The organism is Serratia sp. CY74737 (assembly GCF_052166775.1).
GTDB lineage: Bacteria > Pseudomonadota > Gammaproteobacteria > Enterobacterales > Enterobacteriaceae > Serratia > Serratia ureilytica.
Genome location: NZ_JBJNOF010000009.1, coordinates 51,562 through 73,165 on the forward strand (window position 1 = coordinate 51,562; position 21,604 = coordinate 73,165).

Genomic DNA, 21,604 nt, shown 5'->3' on the forward strand with positions numbered 1-21,604 from the left:
TTAGCCCCTCTCCCCACGAATCGAGACCGGCGGGAAGGGATAACGCTCCCCTCGCTCAACCCAGTCCATAAAATCGGCGCGCGCGCCCGGAAAATTAATCAGCTTCCAGCCAACCATGTCTTTGTTGCCGCCATGGATCGGATCGCTGAAGAAACCTTCACGGGTGTTTTGCAGCAGATAGGAGAAGAACAGTTTCGACGGCAGTTGCTGGAACTCCGCCTCGCCGGACTCGAACTTTTGCAGCAGGGCGTCTTGATGCGCGCCATCCAGTTCGGCGAAGGGTTTGCCGGCGGTTTTCTTGCTGTAGGCGTCGGCGTCATGGATGCCGAGGTTGTAGATTTGCTTGGGCACCAGCGGCAGCTGGTAGCCCATCTCCTTCGGCACATCGGGGTTGAACGGCCCCTGCATGTACCAGATGGAACCGGTGGCGTACGGCGTGTTCATCTGGCGATCGATAAACTCCGGCACGCCGGCTTCCAGCGCGCCAGGGCCGCGTTCGTCGGCCGGGATCAGGCGCGCGACGGCAGCCTTGATGAAGGCCCACTCTTCCGGGGTGAAAAAGGTCGGTTGGTAATCGTCCTGCGTTGAAGTGTTCGAGGCAGCGACCGCTGGTGCTGGGGCCGTCAGCGCGCCAACGCCGCTGCCACCAATTACCGCTGCAGGAATTAAGGTCATCGATTTCAACAAGAAATCGCGCCGCGAATTGTTGGTTTTATGATTCGACATGTCACATTCCATCCAAAGATAGTCACAACTATTTAACCGCAACCTTGCGATCGATACGGGTTTTTAAAATAATTTGTTACTTATTTGTTTATTTATTGAAGGTCAGAATGCGAGCAAAAGCAAAAATGTTACCGGTAACTTATTGAATGAACGTAAAGATTTATCTGCTAACGTAAATTTAACTTTTTGTGCGGTTTTTCTGATAAGCGATGAGGAAATAACGAAAAATGAGAGGCGGGTCGCGCTAAAAACCGACGCCGAAAACAAAATCGGCCGCGTTCAGCGGCCGATTCAAAGGATGGGATTACTGCGACATCGCCTGATAAGCGGTGGTCACTTTCCATAAATAGCGCGGCGCCTGCGGTGCCGGGTGCTTTTTCTGGATGTGCTGATAAAACTCATCCGGACTCATCTGATTGATGCGATTAACCGCCACGCGCTTGTCCGAGGAGAAAGTGCGCAACATGGCGCCCGCCCCGTTCACATACGAAACGATGGTGGCGTAACGCAAAGTCTGTGGGTTATTGATCCCGGCTAGCTGCTGGCTTTGAAGAATATTGATATAGGCCGTTCCCAGATCAATATTGACCGCCGGATCCTTCAGCTCACGCGAGCTGGGTTGCCCGCTTCGTCCTTTCATGCGATAGGCGTCGCGGCCGGCGGTAGAAGCCTTCAGCTGCATCAATCCCACTGCGTTCGAGGTGCTGACCACGTTCGGGTTAAACCCGGACTCCACCTGAATAATCGCTTTAATCAGCGTTTCGTCGACGCCGTAGTTGCTGGCGGCCTGACGAATGTAATCGTTATAAGCAACCGGGGTGCCTGTGCGGTTTACCGGTGCCTGCGGAGGGGGTTTTAACCAACCGCCGCGCGTTGTGCCACTGCCTGAAATATTGCTCGCCGTTTGCGGGTCTTTGGCGCACCCCGACAAAAGCAAAATTGCCGTAAGGCAACCTATTTTTGTTTTCACAGAATCCCTCACTCCTTTCAATGAGTTGCGTAGCATATACAACTTGTAAGGACACCTGCAGTAATTTTTTGGACTAATCTCAAGCTATCCATATACCAAGAGGTGATTTATGAGTCAATCTGCAACAAGCTGCTTTGTGGTGACTTTTCGCTATCAGGAAGCGGGACTGACTGACCTGGCCAAGCTGACCGGGCAATTGACCCGTGAAGGTTTTGTCACGTCGGTGACAGACGAAAATGGCGTTCATCATGAGCTCGGCAGCAACAGTTTTGCGTTCATAACCGTTCTGGATCAAGAGGATGTGCAGCGACTGGCGCAGGGGTTCGGGCAGTTGGCGTTGGGAAAACAGCCGGAGGTGGCGATCTGCACCTGTAAGGACTACCTTCAGCGGTTACATACTGATACATAAAATGCTATAACTCCCCGGACGGTATTATTTTTCAGTTGGAGAAATAGCCCCGCCGGCGGTGGGCAAGTGACGCTTGACTTCGCTTCAATTGATATTGATAATCATTTTCATTTGAACCAGGAGACGTCATCATGCCATTGATAACTTGCGCTTTTCGTCGCAGTCGCCCTCCCCGCGCTGCCGCACTGTTACGCCCCTTCACGCTCGTCTGTTTGCTGCTCGGCGCCGCTCTGGTCAGCCAACCCGCGCTGGCGGAAAAAAAGCTGCGCGTGGTGACCACTTTCACCATCATTCAGGATATCGCCCAGAACGTGGCGGGTGACGCCGCCGTCGTGGAATCCATCACCAAACCGGGCGCCGAGATCCACGATTACCAGCCCACCCCGCGCGATATCGTCAAAGCGCAGCACGCCGACCTGATCCTGTGGAACGGCATGAACCTGGAACGCTGGTTCCAGCGCTTCTTCGAGAACATCAAGCAGGTGCCGGCGGCGGTAGTCACCGAAGGCATCACCCCGCTGCCGATCCGTGAAGGGCCCTATAACGGCAACCCGAACCCGCATGCCTGGATGTCACCGAGCAACGCGCTGGTATATATCGAAAACATCCGCAAAGCGCTGGTGGCGCACGATCCGGCCAATGCGGAAACCTACAACCGCAACGCCAAGTCCTACGCAGAGAAAATCGGCGCGCTGGACGCTCCGCTGCGCGAACGCCTGGCGCGCATTCCGGCCGCGCAGCGTTGGCTGGTGACCAGTGAAGGCGCCTTCAGCTACCTGGCGCAGGACTATCAGCTGAAAGAAGTCTATCTGTGGCCGATCAACGCCGATGAGCAAGGCTCGCCGCAACAGGTCCGCCGGGTGATCGACGCGGTGCGCGCCCACCATATTCCGGTGGTGTTCAGCGAGAGCACCATTTCCGACAAGCCGGCCAGGCAGGTGGCGAAAGAGACCGGCGCCAAATACGGCGGCGTGTTGTACGTGGACTCGCTGTCCACCCGCGATGGCGCGGTGCCGACCTATATCGATCTGCTTAACACCACCGTGCAAACCATCGCCAAAGGATTCGATCAATGACCCATGAGCTGTTTGTCCGCCCTGAATTGAATGTGGACGACGTCACCGTGACCTACAACAACGGGCACACCGCCATTCATAACGCCAGCTTTACCCTGAGCGGCGGTTCTATCTGTGCGCTGGTGGGCGTCAACGGCAGCGGTAAATCGACGCTGTTCAAAAGCATCATGGGGCTGGTCAAGCCCACCAGCGGCCGGGTATCGCTGAGCGACAAACCGGTGGCGGACGCGCTGAAAAAGAACCTGATCGCCTACGTGCCGCAAACCGAAGACGTCGACTGGAACTTCCCGGTGCTGGTGGAAGACGTGGTGATGATGGGCCGCTACGGCAAGATGAATTTCCTGCGCATTCCGTCGCGCGAGGATCGCTTGCGGGTCGACAAGGCGCTGGAGCGCGTCGGCCTCAGCGAGCTGCGCGGCCGGCAGATCGGCGAACTCTCCGGCGGTCAGAAAAAGCGCGTGTTTCTGGCGCGCGCCCTGGCGCAGCAGGGCACGGTGCTGCTGCTGGATGAGCCTTTCACCGGCGTGGATGTGAAAACCGAGAATGCCATTATCGATCTGCTGCGCTCGCTGCGCGACGAGGGGCATCTGATCCTGGTTTCCACCCATAACCTCGGCAGCGTGCCGGAGTTCTGCGATCAGGTGATCCTCATCAACCGCACGGTGTTAGCCGCTGGCCCGACCGAAACCACCTTCACCCAGAGCAATCTGGAGCTGGCGTTCGGCGGCGTGCTGCGCCATATCAACCTCTCCGGCCCGGATCTGCACGACGACAACGATCCGCGCACCGTCACGGTGTTGACCGACGATGAACGCCCGGCGGTGTTCTATGGCCACACCAAGAGCGATCCGCCTGCCAACAGTCAGGCCAGGGAGAAACAATCCTGATGCTGGACCTTCTGCTGCAACCTTTCAGTTATAACTACATGGTGAAGGCCATCTGGGTCAGCGCCATCGTCGGCGCCGCCTGCGCGTTTCTGTCCGCCTACCTGATGCTGAAAGGGTGGTCGCTGATGGGCGATGCGCTGTCGCACTCGGTGGTGCCCGGCGTGGCCGGCGCCTATGCCCTCGGCCTGCCCTACGCCGCCGGCGCCTTCTTCACCGGCATGCTGGCGGCGCTGGCGATGACGCTGGTGCGCCACATCACCCGGCTGCGCGAAGACGCCATCATCGGCTTTATCTTCTCCACCTTCTTCGCCGTCGGCCTGCTGATCGTGTCGCTCAACCCCACCTCGGTCAACGTACAGTCGATCATCTTCGGTAATATCCTCGGCATCGCCGACGAAGACGTGCTGCAGGTGGAAATCATCATCGGCGTTTCGCTGCTGATCCTGTGCCTGGTGTGGAAAGATCTGCTGGCGGTGTTCTTTGACGAAAGCCACGCCGTGTCGATCGGCCTGTCGCCGCTGAAGCTGAAGATCCTGTTCTTCACCCTGCTCAGCGCCTGCACCGTCGCCGCACTGCAAACCGTCGGCGCCATTTTGGTGATCGCCATGGTGATCACGCCGGGCGCCACCGCCTATCTGCTGACCGACCGCTTCAGCCGGCTGGTGATCATCGCCATCATCATCGGCGCATTGACCAGCGGCATCGGTGCCTACCTGAGTTTCTTCCTCGACGGCGCCACCGGCGGGGTGATCGTCACGCTGCAAACGCTGGTGTTCCTGGCGGCGTTCTGCTTCGCGCCGAAACACGGCCTGCTGGCGGCAAAACGTCGCGTAGCACAGTCACCAACCGGAGGCCGCTGATGGACACGCTCTACCAACTGCTCAGCGAACCCTTCGCCTACCCGTTCATGCAGCGGGCGATCGTCGCCGCCATCGTCACCGGCGTGGTATGCGCCGTGCTCTCCTGCTATCTGGTGCTCAAGGGCTGGTCGCTGATGGGCGACGCCATCTCGCACGCCGTCTTGCCCGGCATCGTAGTGGCGTTCGTCATCGGCATTCCGCTGGCGATCGGCGCCTTCCTCTCCGGCATCTTCTGCGCGGTGGCCACCGGCTACCTGAAAGAGAACAGCCGGGTGAAAGAAGACACGGTGATGGGCATCGTTTTCTCCGGCATGTTCGCCTTCGGCCTGGTGCTGTTCTCGCGCATCGACACCGACCAGCACCTGAGCCACATTCTGTTCGGCAACATGCTGGGCATCACCGACGGCGAGCTGAAGCAAACCCTGCTGATCGCCGGCTTCACCCTGGCGGTGGTGTTGCTTAAACGCAAAGACTTCATGCTCTACTGTTTCGATCCGCACCATGCGCGGGTGATTGGCCTGCCGGTCAAGCTGCTGCACTACGGGCTGCTGTGTCTGCTGGCGATGACCATCGTCGCCTCGCTGCAGGCCGTGGGGGTGATCCTGGTGATCGCCATGCTGATCGCCCCCGGCATCATCGCCTTTATGCTGTGCCGCCGCTTCGATCGCATGCTGATGGTGGCGACGGTGGTGTCGGTGTTCTCTTGCGTGCTCGGCACGCTGATCAGTTTCCACATCGACGGCGCAACCGGGCCCTGCATCGTCATTGTGCAGGCCGTGCTGTTCGTTATCGCCTTACTGTACGGTAAACTGCGTCCGTTACAGCGTAACCAAACCGCCCTGAGCGACAGTTAAACGCCCTCCTCTGATGCGGCGGTGCTCTCCGCCGCATCCTGTTTCCTCCGCCCGCTTATCCGTTGTCATCAAGTTGCAACCGGTATTGCGCTTAAATTAATCAATAGGGTATATACTGTGAGCTGGCGGTATGCTGAAAAAATCGCCTATTTTGACGCCGGCTGTGCGCCGCGTCGTGTTTTCACCACGGGAAAGACGCTAACCTAATGAATTATCAGGCAGCACAGAGGGGGAAATACCATGTGGCAAGCCGTTAGCCGTCTGTTAAGTGAACATCTTGGCAGCGCAGAGATACGCGAAAGGATTGAACTGCCCGGGGGTGACATTCACCCGGCGTGGCGCGTGAGTTACGGTGACAACGAGGTGTTCGTGAAATGCGACGCCCGTGAACAACTGCCGATATTCACCGCCGAGGCCGATCAGCTGGCGCTGCTGGCGCGCAGCAAAAGCGTGCGGATGCCGGAAGTGTACGGCGTCGGCAGCGATCGCGACTACAGCTTCCTGCTGCTGGAGTATCAGCAGTTGAAACCCCTCGACGCCCATGGCGCCTACTGCCTGGGGCAACAACTGGCGCATCTGCACCAGTGGAGCGAGCAACCGCAGTTCGGTCTCGACTTCGACAGCGATCTGACCACCACCCCGCAACCCAACGCCTGGCAACGCCGCTGGTCGGAATTCTTCGCCGAGCAGCGCATCGGCTGGCAGCTGCAGCTGGCGGCGGAAAAAGGCATGACCTTCGGCGACATCGACGACATCGTCGATCGGGTGTATCTGCGCTTGCAGCACCACCAGCCGCAGCCTTCCCTGCTGCACGGCAACCTGTGGCCGGGCAACTGCGCGATGACCGCCAACGGGCCGATACTGTTCGATCCGGCCAGCTACTGGGGCGACAGAGAGTGCGATTTGGCGATGCTGCCGCTGTATCCGGAGCTGCCGCCGCAGATCTACGACGGCTATCAGAGCGTGTGGCCGCTGGGGGCCGGATTTATCGAACGCCAGCCGCTGTATCAGCTGTACTACCTGCTCAACCGTAGCAATCTGTTCGGCGGCCAGCATTTGGTGGCTGCCCAACGCGCGGTGGAGGCGCTGTTGCAGCCGGAAGCGTCATAACGTTCCGGGGCGCCGAGCGGCGCCCCGTTCATGGTTCAGGCCGCGCCGGCCAACTGCCCCAACAGGCGGATCACGAACCAGGCGATCACCGCAATCACGATCGGCAGGATGTACAGCGGGAAGTACTGCAGGAAGATGGTGTGGTGCGGCAGCGTAATGCGCTCCTCAAGCTGTTGGCGCGTGTGCCCTTCGCTGCCCTTGGCCTGCTCCAGGATCATCTGGTCTTCCAACCCTTCGCGGATGAACTTGACCTGACGCGACATGCGCGCGCCGGAAGCCTGCAGCGCCAGCCCGACGAAGATCAGAATATAGATGATGATGAACATCAGATTGGCGCCGCTGAACAGGCTTTTATCCACGTCGGGCACCGGTGAGTTATACCAGAAAAGGTTCAGGAACGGCGTGTTGAAACGCACCATGTCCACCATCACGTGGACGAAATCCAGCATCACCGCGTTGATGCCCTTGGTTTTTTCACTGTGCTGATAGATAAAACCCAGCACGGAAATCAGCGTCGACAGCAACGCCGGGATAAAAACCACCCATCCGAGAATGCGTTTCAAAATGGCGAGACGCCCGGCCTGTTGATACGTCATGTGTTCCCCTTGTTAGCGACGTAACCGAATCGGCTAAGTCTACCTGCTGTTGGCGAAACTCGCCCACCGTTTTCTTCACTCCCGCTGTGCTACAAGCTTAGCCGAATTAGTCGAAATCAAAAACTTAACCGCGCCGGCACACTATCATTGAAGAGATAACGTTATCCATTCGGGCAGAGGCCGCCATGATTCGACTGATTATCTTATTGCTGGGCGCGCAGGCGCTGCACGGTCAGCGCCGTCTGCTGGTGCTGTTCGGTTGGCTGTGGATAGCCGCAGGGGCGCTGATGCTGTTCGACATACTGCAGGATGGCCGGTCGGTGCTGGCGCTGGATGCGCTGGCGGTCATCCTGGCGCTGGAGGGGTTGGTGGCGGTATCCGCCGCGCTGGTGATCGGCTCTTCGGCCAGCAGGCCAGTGCTGCTGAAAGGATTGGGTTTTGTCTTTATGGCCTTTTTAATGCTGGACGTGCCCGCAGACGATAACATCGTCGCCACCGTGGTGTTTGGCAGCGCGCTGCTGCTTGACGGCGCCGTGCGCATCGCCTCCTCCACGGTGATTCAACACAGTCGATGGAAAGGCGTGGCGCTGGCGGGCGGCGGCGAGATCCTGCTTTCGTTGATGATTTTTGTCGGCTGGCCGGCGCCGCATCGGATGACGGTGCCCTTTTGCCTCGGCGTGATGATGGTGCTTTCCGGCTGGGCCTTATTGCGTATCGCCCGGAGACTGACAACCTTCTCTCTGAATCAGCACCCCACGCGGCAACCACCGCCCCCGGAGGATGAGACTGCGCCGCTCACGGTGTATGTCTGGACACCGATTGGTGCGGCTAAAGATCCGCGCCGGCGTTACATCGTCGACCGATACATCGCGGCGGTCGACGGCGGCGGCAATATCTCCACCGGTCACGCCGCCCTGGCGCTCGCGCCGGATGTGTATATCAGTCACTACCCGCTCAACGACATCAGCCATTCCGTTCAGGATTTCCGCCAGTTGTTGCATGCCGGCGAACAGAACAACGTCGACGGGCGTTTCCTGCCCGACCTTGCGGGCGAGATCGCCGCCTGGTGCCCACCGGACAAGAAAATTCAATTCTACCGCTATAACCCGGCGGCGCTGCGCGCATTCTGGCTACGTTATCGGCAGGATGCCACCTACAATCTGACCCGGCGCAACTGCTCCACCACGGTCATCGGCGCGCTCGACAGCGCGTTGGAAGGCGTGCTGGGCGATAAACATCTGTGGCGCCGCTTTCTGTTGCTGGTGCTCGATCCCAACCTGTGGATGCTGGCGGTACTGCGCAGCCGCGGCGAAAGCATGACCTGGACGCCGGGTTTGGTGCTGGACTACGCACGCATGTTGCAACAGGTCACCGAGCGTCAACACCAGCGCTGGTGGCTAAAATTGCGCGAGGTGTGGAATATCCTGCGTTTTGGCAAAAGCCAAACGCGCAGGCAAAGGTTTTAGTCTCGTCACCGGCGATGATAAAGTGTCGGGCACATTCACCCGCGCCGGCAGGAGTTAACCGTTAATGGCTTATTCGCAACGCATTGAAACCGCAATTTTTGATATGGACGGCTTGTTAATCGACTCGGAACCGCTGTGGCTGCAGGCCGAGTTGGATATCTTCGGCGCACTGGGTTTGGATCTGTCCGACCGTCACAAGCTGCCGGACACGCTGGGGCTGCGCATCGATCTGGTGGTGAAGATGTGGTATCAGGCGATGCCGTGGCAAGGGGTTTCGCTTGATGAGGTGTCGGCGCGGATTATCGAGCGCGCCATCGAGCTGGTGCACGAGACGCGCCCGCTGCTGCCGGGCGTTCAGCAGGCGCTGGAGTTGTGCCGCCGCCAGGGGCTGAACATCGGTCTCGCCTCCGCCTCGCCGCTGCACATGCAACGGCAGGTGCTGAAGATGTTCGAGCTTGAGGATTACTTCGATCAGTTGGTTTCCGCCGAATACCTGCCGTACAGCAAGCCGCATCCGGAGGTCTACCTGATCGCCGCCGAACGCCTGGGCAGCGATCCGCTGCGCTGCATCACGCTGGAAGACTCGTTTAACGGCATGATCGCCACCAAGGCCGCACGCATGCGTTCCATCGTGATCCCGGCAGCCGAATACCGTAACGATCCGCGCTGGGCGCTGGCGGACCACAAGCTGGACACCCTGGAACAGCTCACCGCCGCCCACGTTGCCTGACCTACGGCGCCGGCCATCGGCGCCCTGGGTTTGCCGCTCTGCGTCATAAAAGGGATCCGCACCGCAAAATAAACGAAACACCGTTTCATTTTATTGAATTAGCATGACGTTCTCATTATGCTGCATGGCAGGGAAAGCGACGGCCCGCGGCGCGTTGTCACTGCCACGCAGCGCGGTTCAAGGCCGCCGCTTCCTCCCGCCACACGCCGAGCAACCGTCTTTTTTCTCACCTCCATACGCCCCCCATCGCCCGCTTTTTGTTCTCGCCCGTCAAAATAGATGCTTTGTTACCCATTGCCGTAACAAGCCGTTGTAAAACAGGGAAAAATAAACAATTAGTTACAGGGTAACTGCTTCCACTACTGGGAATTTTCCCATATACTGGATAAATTAACAGTTTACCAGTCGGAATCGCAACAGCATGACCGCGGAAGGACACCTTATATTCTCTGTCGCTTGCGCGATCTTCGCCAAGAAGGCGGAAGTGACGCCAGAGCTGGCTACCGGCGACTGGTGGCACATCATACCCGCCGCGCTGCTGACCTCACTGCTGCCGGACATCGATCACCCCAAGTCGGTGCTGGGCCAGCGTCTGCGCTGGATCGCCATTCCCATCGCCCGCGCCTTCGGCCACCGCGGTTTCACCCACAGCCTGCTGGCGATCGCCGGCGGCATGGCGCTGTTTCAGCTTGATGTGCCGCGCAGTTGGCCGATCCCGGCCGACGCGCTGCACGCCATGATCATCGGTTACTTTAGCCATCTGCTGGCCGACATGCTCACGCCCGCCGGCGTACCGCTGCTGTGGCCGTGCCGCTGGCGTTTTCGCCTGCCGCTGCTCAACTCACAAAAAGGCAATCAGTTGGAGCGCGTGCTGTGCCTCTGCCTGGTGGCGTTTGCCATCTGCTGGCAAGGTGATTTCACCCTCCCGGTGCAATCCTACGTAGAGCAAATCAGAAATATTAGACTCTGATCACAAAAAATCGCTCAACCCATCACCAATGCGTATATAAAACAAACAAAATCACACGAAAAGCTATATTAAATTCCATTTGGATATAAGTGGGCCCCTCGGCAAACTGTTACGATATTTACATCGCGACACACCTAATGGTGCGTAGTCGTTTTTATATAAGAAAGATTATTGGAGATATTGGGGATGAATCTTCCGCTCGTGATTAACGTGCTGGTGTTTGTCGCGCTCCTTTTGCTGCTGGCGCAAACCCGCCACAAGCAATGGAGCCTGGCGAAAAAAGTGCTGGTCGGCCTGGTGGTCGGCGTGGTGTTCGGTCTGGGGCTGCAGCTGGTGTACGGCGCCGACAACCCAGTACTGAAAGAATCCATCAGTTGGTTCAACATCGTCGGCAACGGCTATGTGCAACTGCTGCAAATGATCGTCATGCCGCTGGTCTTCGCCTCTATCCTGAGCGCGGTCGCCAAATTGCATAACGCCTCTTCGCTGGGCAAAATCAGCGTTCTGACTATCGGCACATTGCTGTTCACCACGCTGATCTCGGCGCTGGTGGGCGTGCTGGTCACCAACCTGTTCGGCCTGAGCGCCGAAGGCCTGGTGCAGGGGGCGCAGGAAAGCGCGCGTCTGACGGCGATCCAGACCAACTACGTAGGCAAACTGGCCGATCTGACCGTGCCGCAGATGGTGCTGTCGTTCATCCCGAAAAACCCGTTCGCCGATCTGACCGGCGCCAGCCCGACCTCAATCATCAGCGTGGTGATTTTCGCCACCTTCCTCGGCGTGGCGGCGCTGCAGCTGCTGAAAGACGACAAGCCGAAAGGCGAGCGCGTGCTGGTGGCTATCGATACCCTGCAGGCCTGGGTGATGAAGCTGGTGCGTCTGGTCATGAAGCTGACGCCGTACGGCGTGCTGGCGCTGATGACCAAAGTGGTCGCCGGCTCCAACATTCACGACATCGTCAAGCTCGGCAGCTTCGTGGTGGCCTCCTATATCGGTCTGGCCATCATGTTCGTGGTACACGCCATCCTGCTGGCCTTCACCGGCGTAAACCCGATGAAGTTCTTCCGCAAGGTGTGGCCGGTAATCACCTTCGCCTTCACCAGTCGCTCCAGCGCCGCCAGCATTCCATTGAACGTGGAAGCGCAGACTCGCCGCCTGGGCGTGCCGGAATCCATCGCCAGCTTCTCGGCGTCGTTCGGCGCCACCATCGGCCAGAACGGCTGTGCGGGCCTCTACCCGGCGATGCTGGCGGTGATGGTTGCGCCGACCGTCGGCATCAACCCGCTGGATCCGGTGTGGATCGCCACCCTGGTCGGCATCGTCACCCTCAGCTCCGCCGGTGTGGCAGGCGTGGGCGGCGGCGCCACCTTCGCCGCGCTGATCGTGCTGCCGGCGATGGGCCTGCCGGTGACGCTGGTTGCGCTGCTGATCTCGGTTGAACCGCTGATCGACATGGGCCGTACCGCGCTGAACGTCAACGGTTCCATGGCGGCGGGCACCATCACCAGCCAACTGATGAAGCAAACCGACAAAGCCGTGATGGACAGCGAAGACGAAGTCGAATTGGCTCACCGTTAACCCCTTCCGCGAACGAAAAAACCGGGGATGATCCCCGGTTTTTTATGCCCTGCGTTCGGTCGTTACGGCCGCTCGCCGTTCGCCAGCCGCCGGTTGATATCAGCGATCACACCCGGCAATTGCGCCAGCGTATCTATCACATAGTGCGCGCCCGCCGCGTACAGCTTATCGGCGGCGGCCGTGCGGCGGCGCTCGATCTCCCCTTGCGGCATTTGGCGATACTCCTGCCAGGTCGCGCCAAACTCGTTGCCGGACAGCGCCAGCCCGACGCTCCACATCCCGGCGTTCAGCCCTTCGGCAATGCCCGGCACCGCGTCATCCACCTTCACGCAATGCGCCACCGCATCGATGCCCAGCGCAATCACGTTTTGCAACGCCATCCACGGCCCCGGTCGCCCGCCGGCCGCGAGATCGTCGGTGGCGACCCAGTAATCCGGCGCGTAGCCGCGCTGCGCTGCGGCAGGCGCCAGCACCGCCATCACCGCGCGCGGATAACCGGAGCAGGAGCCGATTTTGATGCCCTGTTCACGCAGAGCGGCAATCACCTGCGGCACGCCCTCGATGGGATCGGCGAAGTCGACCACTTTGGCGATTTGCAGCGGCATAAACGCTTGATACAGCGCGTCGATATCCTGGTGGCTCATCGAGCGGCCCAGCTTCTGCCGCCAGCGCGCGTCAACCGCCGGCAACTTGCCCAGCGCCTCAATGTGTTGCCATTTGCCGAGCCCCATCGGAATGCGCGCTTCCGCCAGGCTGATGTCGATATCGAAAGTGCGTTTGAACGCCTCGACAAAAATCTGCGTCGGCGCAAAGGAGCCGAAGTCCACCGTGGTGCCGGCCCAGTCGAGGATCACTGCGTTGATCTGTTTCATGGTCAATCCTTATTGATTCCAGTACATCGCCTGCCCGACGGCCGCCAGCAATCGTTCGATATCCTGCAGATAAATTTCGCCGATGTTGCCGATGCGGAAGCAGTCGCTCTGCGACACTTTGCCGGGATAAATCACGAAGCCCTGCTGCTTCAGGCGCTGATAAAACTCGGCGAAGCGGTAAGTGTCGGCCTTCGGCGAATAGAACGCCGTGATGATCGGCGAATGCAGCGCATCGTCCAGCAGGGTCTCAAAGCCCAGTTCACGCATGCCCGCCACCAGCCGACGCTGATTGGCGTGATAGCGGTCGTGACGCGCGGCAATGCCGCCCTCTTGTTCCAGCTCTTTCAGCGCCTGCGCGAAGGCCAGCACGGTGTGAGTGGGCGACGTAAAGCGCCATTTGCCGGCCTGGTCTTCCATACAGCGCCATTGGGCATACAAATCCAGCGACAGCGAGCGCGAACGGCCGGCGCATTTCTCCAGTTCGCTGCGGCGGGCGATGACGAAAGCAAAGCCCGGTACGCCCTGAATGCATTTGTTGGCGGAGCTGATCAGAAAATCGATGCCCAGCGCGTCCACATCCAGCGGGATGCCGCCGAAGCTGCTCATCGCATCGACGATAAAGGTCTTGCCGTTGCGCGCCGCCAGACCGGCGACCTTCTGCAGCGGGTTGAGCATGCCGGTGGTCGTTTCACAGTGCACCATGGCGATATGGCTGATGCGTGCATCGCTTTTCAGCACCGCCTCCATCGCCGCCACGTCCGGTTCGTTCACCTCGCCGCAGTCGAACGCGTGGTGGTCGATATCCATCAGCCGCGCCATTTCGATCATCCGCGCCCCGTAGGCACCGTTGTTGACGATCAGCAGCTTGTCGTGCGGGCCGATGACCGTGCCCAGCACGCCCTCTACCGCAAAGCTGCCGCTGCCCTGCAGCAGCACCGAGGTATAGCCGGCGGACGGCGTCGCCAGCGCCACCAACCGTTGGCGAATGCGCTGCACCACGCCGAGGTTGTAATCTTCATCCCAGGTGCAGCTGTCATACAGCATCGCCTCTTTCACCGTTTTCGACGTGGTCAACGGGCCGGGGGTCAACAGCAGGTAGTTACGGTCGGACATGTTATTCACCTATTGGTCTATACCAGATTGCGTTGATTGTGGCGGCAAATTCCTTCCCAGGTCAAACGGCAAAGCGCGGTGAAACAAAAAATTCATCTGGCTATGTATAATAAGCGGGCCGGAATGCCAGGCCGATGCCATAGCGAGATGAAATGAAAGAACATCCGGGCGATATGCCCCACTATCTGCAGATCAAGGATCAGCTTCAGGCGCGCATCACCCGCGGCGCGCTGCAGGCCGGCGACAAGCTGCCTTCGGAGCGCGAGCTGTGCGCCATCTTCTCTACCACCCGCGTCACCATCCGCGAGAGCCTGGCGCAGTTGGAAGCCACCGGCGCCATCTACCGCGCCGATCGTCGCGGCTGGTTCGTCACGCCGGAGCGGCTGTGGCTGGATCCGACGCAAAACACCAACTTCCACCGTCTCTGTCAGGAGCAAGGGCGCACGCCGCGCACCGCGCTGCTGTCCGGCGAAAAAACCACGGTGCCGCTCGACGTGATGCAGCCGCTGGCGCTCGAACCGTTCGATCAGGTGTATCTGCTGCGCCGGGTGCGCTATGCCGACGGCCGCGCCATCTGCTATTGCGAGAACCACTGCCTGCCGCAACGGGTGCCGGAACTGCTCAGCCACGATCTCAACGGCAGCCTGACCGAGGTTTATCAGCAGCATTACGATTTGATTTACAGCAACATGCACCTGTCGTTCTACCCGACCGCCCTGCCTTATCGCGCCGCCAACGCGCTGGGTGCCATGGTCGGCCTGCCCGCGTTGCTGCTGCGCCGCTTGAATTACGATCAGCACGGCCGCATTCTCGATTTCGATATCGAATACTGGCGCCACGACAGCCTGCGCATCGAAGTCGATACGCTTTAACCCCCTGCCCAACGGGGCCTGCGCACGCAGGCCCGCCTTTCTCTCCCGCGTCGTCCTCTCCGTTCCCGGCAATGATATTTTGCTGATTTCATTTGTTTGTCATATTCGCCGATTAGCGTGGCCGCATATCTGGTGTATACCAGTTTCGCATTAACCCGTAACAGTGAGGCTGAAGCTATGAAACTTTCTCGACTGGTCGTGATGACCGCCATCGCACTCGGCTCCGCGCCGCTCTGGGCCGCCGAGGCGGTGGTGACCGTCTACTCCGCCGATGGTCTGCACGACGGCGATCACAGCTGGTATCAAACGCAGTTCGACGCCTTCACCCAGGCGACCGGCGTCAAGGTGCAGTACGTCGAAGGCGGCTCCGGCGCCATCGTGGAACGCCTGTCGAAAGAGCGCAGCAACCCGCAGGCCGACGTGCTCGTGACGCTGCCGCCGTTCATTCAACGCGCGGCGGCGGAAAAACTGCTGCAGGACTTTACCCCGCAGGCTGCCGCGCAAATCGCCGATGCGCAGCCACAGTTCGTGCCGCTGGTGAACAACTACCTGAGCTTCATCTATAACGCTAAACTGCTGCCGCAGGCGCCCGCCAGCTACCAACAGCTGCTGGACGCGCAGTTCCGCAATAAGCTGCAGTACTCCACACCGGGCCAGGCGGGCGACGGCACTGCGGTGATGCTGCAGGCGTTCCACAGCTTCGGCGGCAAAGACGCCGGTTTCGACTACCTCGGCAAGCTGCAAAGCAACAACGTCGGCCCTTCCGCCTCCACCGGCAAGCTGACCGCGCTGGTCAATAAAGGGGAGCTGCTGGTGGCCAACGGCGATCTGCAGATGAACCTGGCGCAGATGCGCAGCAACCCGAACGTGAAGGTGTTCTGGCCGGCCGGGCCGGACGGCAAGCGCAGCACGCTGGTGCTGCCTTACTACATCGGCCTGGTGCAAGGCGCGCCGCAAAGCGCCAACGGCAAAAAGCTGATCGATTTCCTGCTGAGCAAAGAGGCGCAGAGCAGCGTCAGCGCCATTTCCTACGGCATGCCGGTGCGTAAAGACGTGACCCCGACCGACGATAACTTCAGGCAGTCGCAGGCTGCGCTGCAGGGCGTGGATATCTGGGCGCCGGACTGGAATCAGGTGGTGAGCAGCCTGTCCGCCGACATCTCCCGCTGGCACAAGGTGACAGAATGACGCTGACCATGCCTTCTCTTCTCGCTTCCCGCGCTGAGGCGCGGGATAACAGCCGGGACATCGCCGGGCCGTCGGGCATTCAGCTCGACCGCGTCAGCGTGTCGTACCGCGGCACCGAAGTGCTGAAACCCCTGACGCTCACCATCGCGCCCGGCGAAGTGCTGGCGCTGATCGGCCCCTCCGGCTCGGGCAAAACCACCGTACTGCGAGCGATTGCCGGTTTCGTGCAGCCGTCCGCCGGACGCATCGCCATCGGCGATATCGATGTCACCGACGTGCCGCCCTATGAACGCGGCCTGGGCATGGTGGTGCAGAACTATGCGCTGTTTCCGCATATGCGCGTCGAAGACAATGTGGCGTTCGGCCTGCGCGCCCAGGGCAAGCCGCGCGGCCTGACCGCCGAGCGCGTCGAAGAAGCGCTGGCCATCGTCGGCATGTCCGCCTACGCCAGGCGCTATCCCAGCCAGCTTTCCGGCGGCCAGCAACAGCGGGTGGCGATCGCCCGCGCCATTGCGGTGCGCCCCAAAGTGCTGTTGCTGGATGAACCGCTGTCGGCGCTGGACGCGCAAATCCGCCACAGCATGGTGGAAGAAATCGCCCGCCTGCACCGCGAGCTGCCGGATCTGACCATCCTGTACGTCACCCACGATCAGGGCGAAGCGCTGACGCTGGCGGACAAGATCGGCATCATGCGCGACGGCCACCTGATCGCCCACGGCGAAACCCGCGCGTTGTACCACCATCCGACGAACCGCTTCGCCGCCGAGTTTCTCGGCCGCGCCAACCTGCTGCCGGCCACGGCGCTGGAGACCACCACCGGGCAAGGCATGACCACCGTCAGCTGCGCCGGCAAAGTGATCGGCTGTTTCACCTACGGCGCACAACGCGGCTTCGACAAGCTGCTGTGCATCCGGCCGCAGCATATTGCGCTCGATGCCGACGCTCAGCGCAGCAACTGCCTTATCGGCACGCTGCGCGATATTCATTGGCAGGGTGAACTGACGCACCTGCAGTTCGACGCGCAAGGCCACCCGCTGCGCGTGGTCACCACCCATCGCAGCCGGATGCCGCAGATCGGCGAACGGGTGCCGCTCTATTTCGCCCCCGACGATGCGGTACTGATCGAGGACTGACATGACCGACTCTACGCTTACTCGCCCGGCCCAGCGGCTGCGTTTGCCGCGCCGCCTGTGGATCCTGTTGCCGCTGCTGGCGCTGGCGACGCTGTTTTTCTACCCGCTGGCGTTGATCGTCAAACAGGCGTTTACCGACGACCAAGGGCTGTTCAGCGTCACCGCGCTGCAGCAGGCGTTCGAATCACGCCGCTTTGTCGGCGCCCTTCTCAACACACTGCAGATCGCGCTGCTGGCGACGCTGGGCTGCCTGGTGCTCGGCACCCTGCTGTCGCTGTTGCTGGTGTTCACGCCGTTCCCCGGCAGCCGTCTGATCGCCCGGGTGATCGATACCTTTATCGCCATGCCGACCTTCCTCATCACGCTGGCCTTCACGTTCATCTACGGTTCCGCCGGCCTGCTGAACGGCACGCTGATGGCGACCTTTGGTTTCACCCTGCCGCCGGTGGATTTTCTTTACTCCATTTGGGGGGTGATCCTGGCGGAAATCACCGTGTTTACCCCACTGGTGATGCGCCCACTGATGGCGGCGCTGTCGCAGATCGACCGCAGCCAGCTCGAGGCCGCCAGCATCCTCGGCGCCCGGCCGGGACGGGTGGTACGCCAGGTGATTTTACCGGCCGCGCTGCCGGCCTTGCTGGCCGGCGGCAGCCTGTGTTTGTTGTTGACCACCAATGAGTTCGGCATCGTGCTGTTTATCGGCGCCAAGGGCGTCACCACGCTGCCGATGATGGTCTACGCCAAAGCGATTTTGGAATCGGACTACGCCGTCGCCTGCGCGATCGCCGTCGTGAATATCGCGCTGTCGCTCGGGCTGTTCTCCCTTTACCGCTACGCCGCGGCGCGCGCCGGGCTGAGGAGCTGACGATGTTGATTTGGTCTCGCACCGGCCGCACCCTGACCTGCACACTGGCGGTCACGCTGTTCGCCCTGTTCTTCTGCCTGCCGCTGGCGGTGATCCTGATGTCCAGCCTCAGTGAACAGTGGAGCGGCGTGCTGCCGAGCGGCTTCACCCTCAGCCACTTCCGCCAGGCGTTCAGCGGCGCCTCCTGGGACGCGCTGATCGCCAGTCTGGCTATCGGTTTCAGCGCCAGCCTGTTCGCGTTGTTGTGCGGCACCTGGGCGGCGTTGGCGCTGCGCCACGTGCCTGAACGCGGCCGACGGCTGCTGGGCACGCTGTTTTTCATTCCCAGCGCGGTGCCTTCGGTCTCTATCGGTTTGGGGATGCTGGTGGCGTTCAGCCAGGGGCCGCTGCAGATGAACGGCACCTTCCTGATCGTGCCCGCCGCCCACTTCGTGCTGATTTCCGCCTTTACCTTCGGCAACGTCATGGCCGGGCTGACCCGGCTGCCTGACGACTACGAGAACGTCGCCGCCAGCCTGGGCGCTTCGCCGCTGTTTCGCCTGCGCCACGTCACCCTGCCGATGATCGCCCCCTACATGATCTCCGCCTTCGCGCTCAGCCTGTCGCTGTCGATGGGGGAGCTGGGCGCGACCATGATGATCTACCCGCCGAGCTGGGCGACGCTGCCGGTCACGATCTTCAGCCTGACCGATCGCGGCAGCATCGCCAATGGCGCAACGCTGACCATGATCCTGGTGGCGGCCACGCTGTTGCTGATGTTGGTGCTGGAGCGGATTTCTCAGCGGCTGACGCCCGGCGCAAAATAACAGCAAGGCGCCGTCATGGCGGCGCCTTGCTCATCGAAACACAGGTCAGAACGGGTAGTCGTGATAGCCCTGCTGTTCGGAAATGCGTCGGGCGGCGACGTGCAGCAACGCCACATACTCCTCCCGCGCCGCTTCGGAAAAGCGCAGCGTCGGGAAAGAGATGCTCAGCCCGGCGATCGCCACCCCGAACCTGTCAAAGACCGGTACCGCGATGCAGCGGATCCCCGCTTCTTGCTCTTCGGCATCTTCGCCGTATCCCTGCGCACGCACCCGATCCAGCACCGGCAACAGTTCGGCGGCGCTGGTCAGGGTATGCTCGGTGCTGCGGGTAAATTCAATCTGCGACAGGATCTGCGCTACCTCATCCCGCTCGCGCCAGGCCAGCAGCACCTTGCCGATGGCGGTGCTGTGCAGCGGGTTGCGGCGGCCGATGCGCGAATACATGCGCAGGTTGTACATCGCGTCGATCTTGTGGATGTAGACGATGCCATCCTCGTCCAGGGCGCCGAGGTGGATGGTTTCACGGGTATGATTCGACAGCTCGCGCATCTGCACGTCGGCGCTACGGATCAGATCGACGTTCTGCAACGATTTGGCGCCCAGTTCGAACAGCTTGAGCGTCAGCGCATACTTTTCCGTCTCGCCCTCCTGTGAAACGTAACCCAGCGCTTTCATGGTCTGCAGAAACCGGTAGACGGTGCTTTTAGACATCATCACCCGCTGGGACAGTTCGGTAATGCCGATCTCGCGCTCATCGCCGAGCGCCTGCAAAATGCCGAACACTTTCATCACGGATGAGACGGCATCCGGTTGCTTGTCTGAATCTGCGTTAGCCATGGCGAATACCCTACTTAACGGTTTTGTTTCAGGAAATTTAAACAAGGGTTTCAGTATAATCGGAACAGATCGCGACGCGCAACGCAGCTGAAGGCTAAGCGATTGAAGCCAAATGAATAACCGCCTGCCGCTCACCGCCGTTTACAATTAAGCGGACAAGGGGCATGCAATCGCAGGCGAATATGATTAGCATGATAATACTCTCCTGAATAAATACCGCTGAGACCTGCATGCGTCCTTGTTCCGACGGCCTCCCCGTCCCGCAACGCTATGGGGCGATCCTCGCCATCGCCCTCGGCATTACCGTATCCGTGCTCGACGGCGCGATAGCCAACGTGGCGCTGCCCACCATCGCGCGCGATCTCAACGCCAGTCCGGCCAGTTCCATCTGGGTGGTTAACGCCTATCAACTGGCGATCACCGTCTCTTTGCTGTCGCTGGCGTCGCTCGGCGATCTGGTCGGCTATCGCCGCATCTATCAGGCCGGATTGCTGGTGTTCAGCATCACCTCACTGTTCTGCGCCCTGTCCGACTCGCTGCTCACCCTGACCATCGCCCGCGTGCTGCAGGGCTTTGGCGCCGCCGCCATCATGAGCGTCAACACCGCGCTGATCCGCATCATCTACCCGCAGCGTTTTCTCGGCCGCGGCATGGGCATCAACTCGCTGATCGTCGCCTGCTCCTCGGCGGCCGGGCCGACGGTGGCGGCCGCTATCCTGTCGGTCGCGTCCTGGCAATGGCTGTTCGCCATCAACCTGCCGATCGGCATCGTCGCGCTGCTGCTGGGGATGAAATTCCTGCCGGCCAACGGCCAAAAAAGCGATAACCGCCGTTTCGATCCCACCAGCGCCGTGCTGAACGCGCTGACCTTCGGCCTGCTGATCACCGCCATCAGCGGCTTCGCCCAGGGCCAGAGCCTGACGCTGATCTTCAGCGAGATCGCCGCGCTGCTGGCGATTGGCGCGCTGTTCGTGCGCCGCCAGCTGCGCCAGGAATTTCCGTTGCTGCCGGTCGATCTGCTGCGCATTCCGATCTTCGCCCTGTCGATGGGCACCTCAATCTGCTCGTTTGCCGCGCAAATGCTGGCGATGGTGTCGCTGCCGTTCTTCTTGCAAAGCGCATTGGGCCGCGACGAGGTGGCGACCGGGCTGCTGCTGACGCCGTGGCCGCTGGCGATCGTGGTGATGGCCCCGATCGCCGGCCGGTTGGTGGAACGCGTGCATGCCGGCCTGCTGGGCTGCGTCGGGCTGGCGGTGTTCGCGCTCGGGCTGTTCTCGCTGGCGCTGCTGCCCGCGGCGCCGTCGAATATGGACATCATCTGGCGCATGGTGCTGTGCGGCGCCGGTTTCGGCCTGTTCCAGTCGCCCAACAACCACACCATCATCTCCGCCGCACCGCGCAACCGCAGCGGCGGCGCCAGCGGCATGCTGGGCACTGCCCGTCTGCTGGGACAAACCTCGGGAGCCGCCCTGGTGGCGCTGATGTTCAACCTGTTCCCGGCCTCCGGCACCCACGCTTCACTGATCCTGGCTGGGGTATTCGCTATCCTGGCGGCGGCGGTCAGCGGCCTGCGCATCACCCAATCGACCGCGCAAACGGCGCAGCCCAGCCGCGAGGTGAAATAGCGCACATAAAAGAGCCGAGCCCCATCGATTGAAAAACCGACGGGGCCAGCACTGGCGGCCG

Annotated in this window: 22 protein-coding genes; 16 read left to right on the forward strand and 6 right to left on the reverse strand. The window is 60.8% G+C overall.

All coding sequences use genetic code 11. The features are described 5' to 3' along the window. A complete protein-coding gene (locus ACJ8PE_RS14480) occupies positions 1 to 726 on the reverse strand; it encodes a gluconate 2-dehydrogenase subunit 3 family protein (protein ID WP_197792922.1) in 726 nt (241 codons plus the stop codon). 304 nt (positions 727 to 1,030) lie between these two features. Further along, a complete protein-coding gene (locus ACJ8PE_RS14485) occupies positions 1,031 to 1,696 on the reverse strand; it encodes a transglycosylase SLT domain-containing protein (RefSeq protein WP_004931439.1) in 666 nt (221 codons plus the stop codon). 109 nt (positions 1,697 to 1,805) lie between these two features. Between ACJ8PE_RS14485 and ghoS the strand changes: the two genes are divergently transcribed. The 6 genes from ghoS (at position 1,806) to ACJ8PE_RS14515 (ending at position 6,892) form a co-directional block, all read left to right on the forward strand. After that, complete coding sequence (gene ghoS / locus ACJ8PE_RS14490) at positions 1,806 to 2,105, forward strand: type V toxin-antitoxin system endoribonuclease antitoxin GhoS (protein WP_033642868.1); 300 nt, start codon at positions 1,806 to 1,808, stop codon at positions 2,103 to 2,105. Positions 2,106 to 2,236: 131 nt separating this feature from the next. Beyond that, positions 2,237 to 3,181: a metal ABC transporter substrate-binding protein gene (locus ACJ8PE_RS14495; RefSeq protein WP_232098550.1), complete on the forward strand. Its 945-nt coding sequence runs from the start codon at positions 2,237 to 2,239 to the stop codon at positions 3,179 to 3,181. Next, positions 3,178 to 4,068 carry a manganese/iron ABC transporter ATP-binding protein gene (locus ACJ8PE_RS14500; RefSeq protein WP_442536797.1) on the forward strand — a complete coding sequence of 297 codons (891 nt, stop codon included), beginning with the start codon at positions 3,178 to 3,180 and terminating at the stop codon, positions 4,066 to 4,068. The genes ACJ8PE_RS14495 and ACJ8PE_RS14500 overlap by 4 nt, the downstream gene beginning before the upstream one ends. Further along, a complete protein-coding gene (gene yfeC / locus ACJ8PE_RS14505; protein ID WP_016927980.1) occupies positions 4,068 to 4,928 on the forward strand; it encodes an iron/manganese ABC transporter permease subunit YfeC in 861 nt (286 codons plus the stop codon). Before ACJ8PE_RS14500 ends, yfeC begins: the two co-directional genes overlap by 1 nt. Then, positions 4,928 to 5,782, forward strand: coding sequence for a metal ABC transporter permease (locus tag ACJ8PE_RS14510; RefSeq protein ID WP_147838880.1), 855 nt, complete (start codon positions 4,928 to 4,930; stop codon positions 5,780 to 5,782). Before yfeC ends, ACJ8PE_RS14510 begins: the two co-directional genes overlap by 1 nt. Before the next feature lie 240 nt (positions 5,783 to 6,022). Then, the gene (locus tag ACJ8PE_RS14515; protein WP_197792923.1) at positions 6,023 to 6,892 is read left to right on the forward strand and encodes a fructosamine kinase family protein; all 870 of its coding nucleotides are present in this window, start codon (positions 6,023 to 6,025) and stop codon (positions 6,890 to 6,892) included. A 35-nt stretch (positions 6,893 to 6,927) separates the two neighbouring features. On the opposite strand, the gene ACJ8PE_RS14520 is transcribed toward ACJ8PE_RS14515, so the two are convergent. Further along, a complete protein-coding gene (locus tag ACJ8PE_RS14520; RefSeq protein WP_025302601.1) occupies positions 6,928 to 7,488 on the reverse strand; it encodes a YniB family protein in 561 nt (186 codons plus the stop codon). Positions 7,489 to 7,673: 185 nt separating this feature from the next. Between ACJ8PE_RS14520 and ACJ8PE_RS14525 the strand changes: the two genes are divergently transcribed. The 4 genes from ACJ8PE_RS14525 to ACJ8PE_RS14540 all read left to right on the forward strand — a co-directional run bounded on the left by ACJ8PE_RS14525 (position 7,674) and on the right by ACJ8PE_RS14540 (position 12,232). Continuing rightward, positions 7,674 to 8,954 (forward strand): HdeD family acid-resistance protein, encoded by a 1,281-nt coding sequence (locus ACJ8PE_RS14525; RefSeq protein WP_197760024.1) that lies wholly within the window; start codon positions 7,674 to 7,676, stop codon positions 8,952 to 8,954. 64 nt (positions 8,955 to 9,018) lie between these two features. Then, positions 9,019 to 9,684 (forward strand): hexitol phosphatase HxpB, encoded by a 666-nt coding sequence (gene hxpB, locus ACJ8PE_RS14530; protein ID WP_197792924.1) that lies wholly within the window; start codon positions 9,019 to 9,021, stop codon positions 9,682 to 9,684. Between the two features lie 421 nt (positions 9,685 to 10,105). After that, complete coding sequence (locus ACJ8PE_RS14535; protein WP_033642861.1) at positions 10,106 to 10,654, forward strand: metal-dependent hydrolase; 549 nt, start codon at positions 10,106 to 10,108, stop codon at positions 10,652 to 10,654. 186 nt (positions 10,655 to 10,840) lie between these two features. Then, positions 10,841 to 12,232: an L-cystine transporter gene (locus ACJ8PE_RS14540; protein ID WP_197794533.1), complete on the forward strand. Its 1,392-nt coding sequence runs from the start codon at positions 10,841 to 10,843 to the stop codon at positions 12,230 to 12,232. A gap of 62 nt (positions 12,233 to 12,294) precedes the next feature. Here the strand turns inward: ACJ8PE_RS14540 and phnX are convergent, their stop codons facing one another. Both phnX and phnW read right to left on the reverse strand, forming a co-directional pair. Beyond that, the gene (gene phnX, locus ACJ8PE_RS14545; RefSeq protein ID WP_047576043.1) at positions 12,295 to 13,104 is read right to left on the reverse strand and encodes a phosphonoacetaldehyde hydrolase; all 810 of its coding nucleotides are present in this window, start codon (positions 13,102 to 13,104) and stop codon (positions 12,295 to 12,297) included. A gap of 9 nt (positions 13,105 to 13,113) precedes the next feature. Continuing rightward, the gene (gene phnW / locus ACJ8PE_RS14550) at positions 13,114 to 14,217 is read right to left on the reverse strand and encodes a 2-aminoethylphosphonate--pyruvate transaminase (protein WP_197792926.1); all 1,104 of its coding nucleotides are present in this window, start codon (positions 14,215 to 14,217) and stop codon (positions 13,114 to 13,116) included. A gap of 152 nt (positions 14,218 to 14,369) precedes the next feature. Between phnW and phnR the strand changes: the two genes are divergently transcribed. From phnR to ACJ8PE_RS14575, 5 genes are all read left to right on the forward strand, one after another. Continuing rightward, entirely contained in the window at positions 14,370 to 15,089 is a 720-nt protein-coding gene (gene phnR, locus ACJ8PE_RS14555; RefSeq protein ID WP_069100110.1) for a phosphonate utilization transcriptional regulator PhnR, read from the forward strand. Between the two features lie 177 nt (positions 15,090 to 15,266). Beyond that, entirely contained in the window at positions 15,267 to 16,277 is a 1,011-nt protein-coding gene (locus tag ACJ8PE_RS14560) for a 2-aminoethylphosphonate ABC transporter substrate-binding protein (RefSeq protein WP_033652475.1), read from the forward strand. A gap of 8 nt (positions 16,278 to 16,285) precedes the next feature. Continuing rightward, complete coding sequence (gene phnT / locus ACJ8PE_RS14565) at positions 16,286 to 17,410, forward strand: 2-aminoethylphosphonate ABC transport system ATP-binding subunit PhnT (RefSeq protein ID WP_046898635.1); 1,125 nt, start codon at positions 16,286 to 16,288, stop codon at positions 17,408 to 17,410. A gap of 1 nt (position 17,411) precedes the next feature. Further along, complete coding sequence (gene phnU, locus ACJ8PE_RS14570) at positions 17,412 to 18,275, forward strand: 2-aminoethylphosphonate ABC transporter permease subunit (RefSeq protein WP_404768943.1); 864 nt, start codon at positions 17,412 to 17,414, stop codon at positions 18,273 to 18,275. 2 nt (positions 18,276 to 18,277) lie between these two features. Next, positions 18,278 to 19,081 carry an ABC transporter permease gene (locus tag ACJ8PE_RS14575; protein WP_042784335.1) on the forward strand — a complete coding sequence of 268 codons (804 nt, stop codon included), beginning with the start codon at positions 18,278 to 18,280 and terminating at the stop codon, positions 19,079 to 19,081. Between the two features lie 45 nt (positions 19,082 to 19,126). Here the strand turns inward: ACJ8PE_RS14575 and kdgR are convergent, their stop codons facing one another. Then, positions 19,127 to 19,918 (reverse strand): DNA-binding transcriptional regulator KdgR, encoded by a 792-nt coding sequence (kdgR, locus tag ACJ8PE_RS14580; RefSeq protein ID WP_033642855.1) that lies wholly within the window; start codon positions 19,916 to 19,918, stop codon positions 19,127 to 19,129. Positions 19,919 to 20,148: 230 nt separating this feature from the next. On the opposite strand from kdgR, the gene ACJ8PE_RS14585 reads away from it, so the two are divergent. Beyond that, entirely contained in the window at positions 20,149 to 21,543 is a 1,395-nt protein-coding gene (locus ACJ8PE_RS14585) for an MFS transporter (protein WP_404768944.1), read from the forward strand. Positions 21,544 to 21,604: the final 61 nt, after the last annotated feature.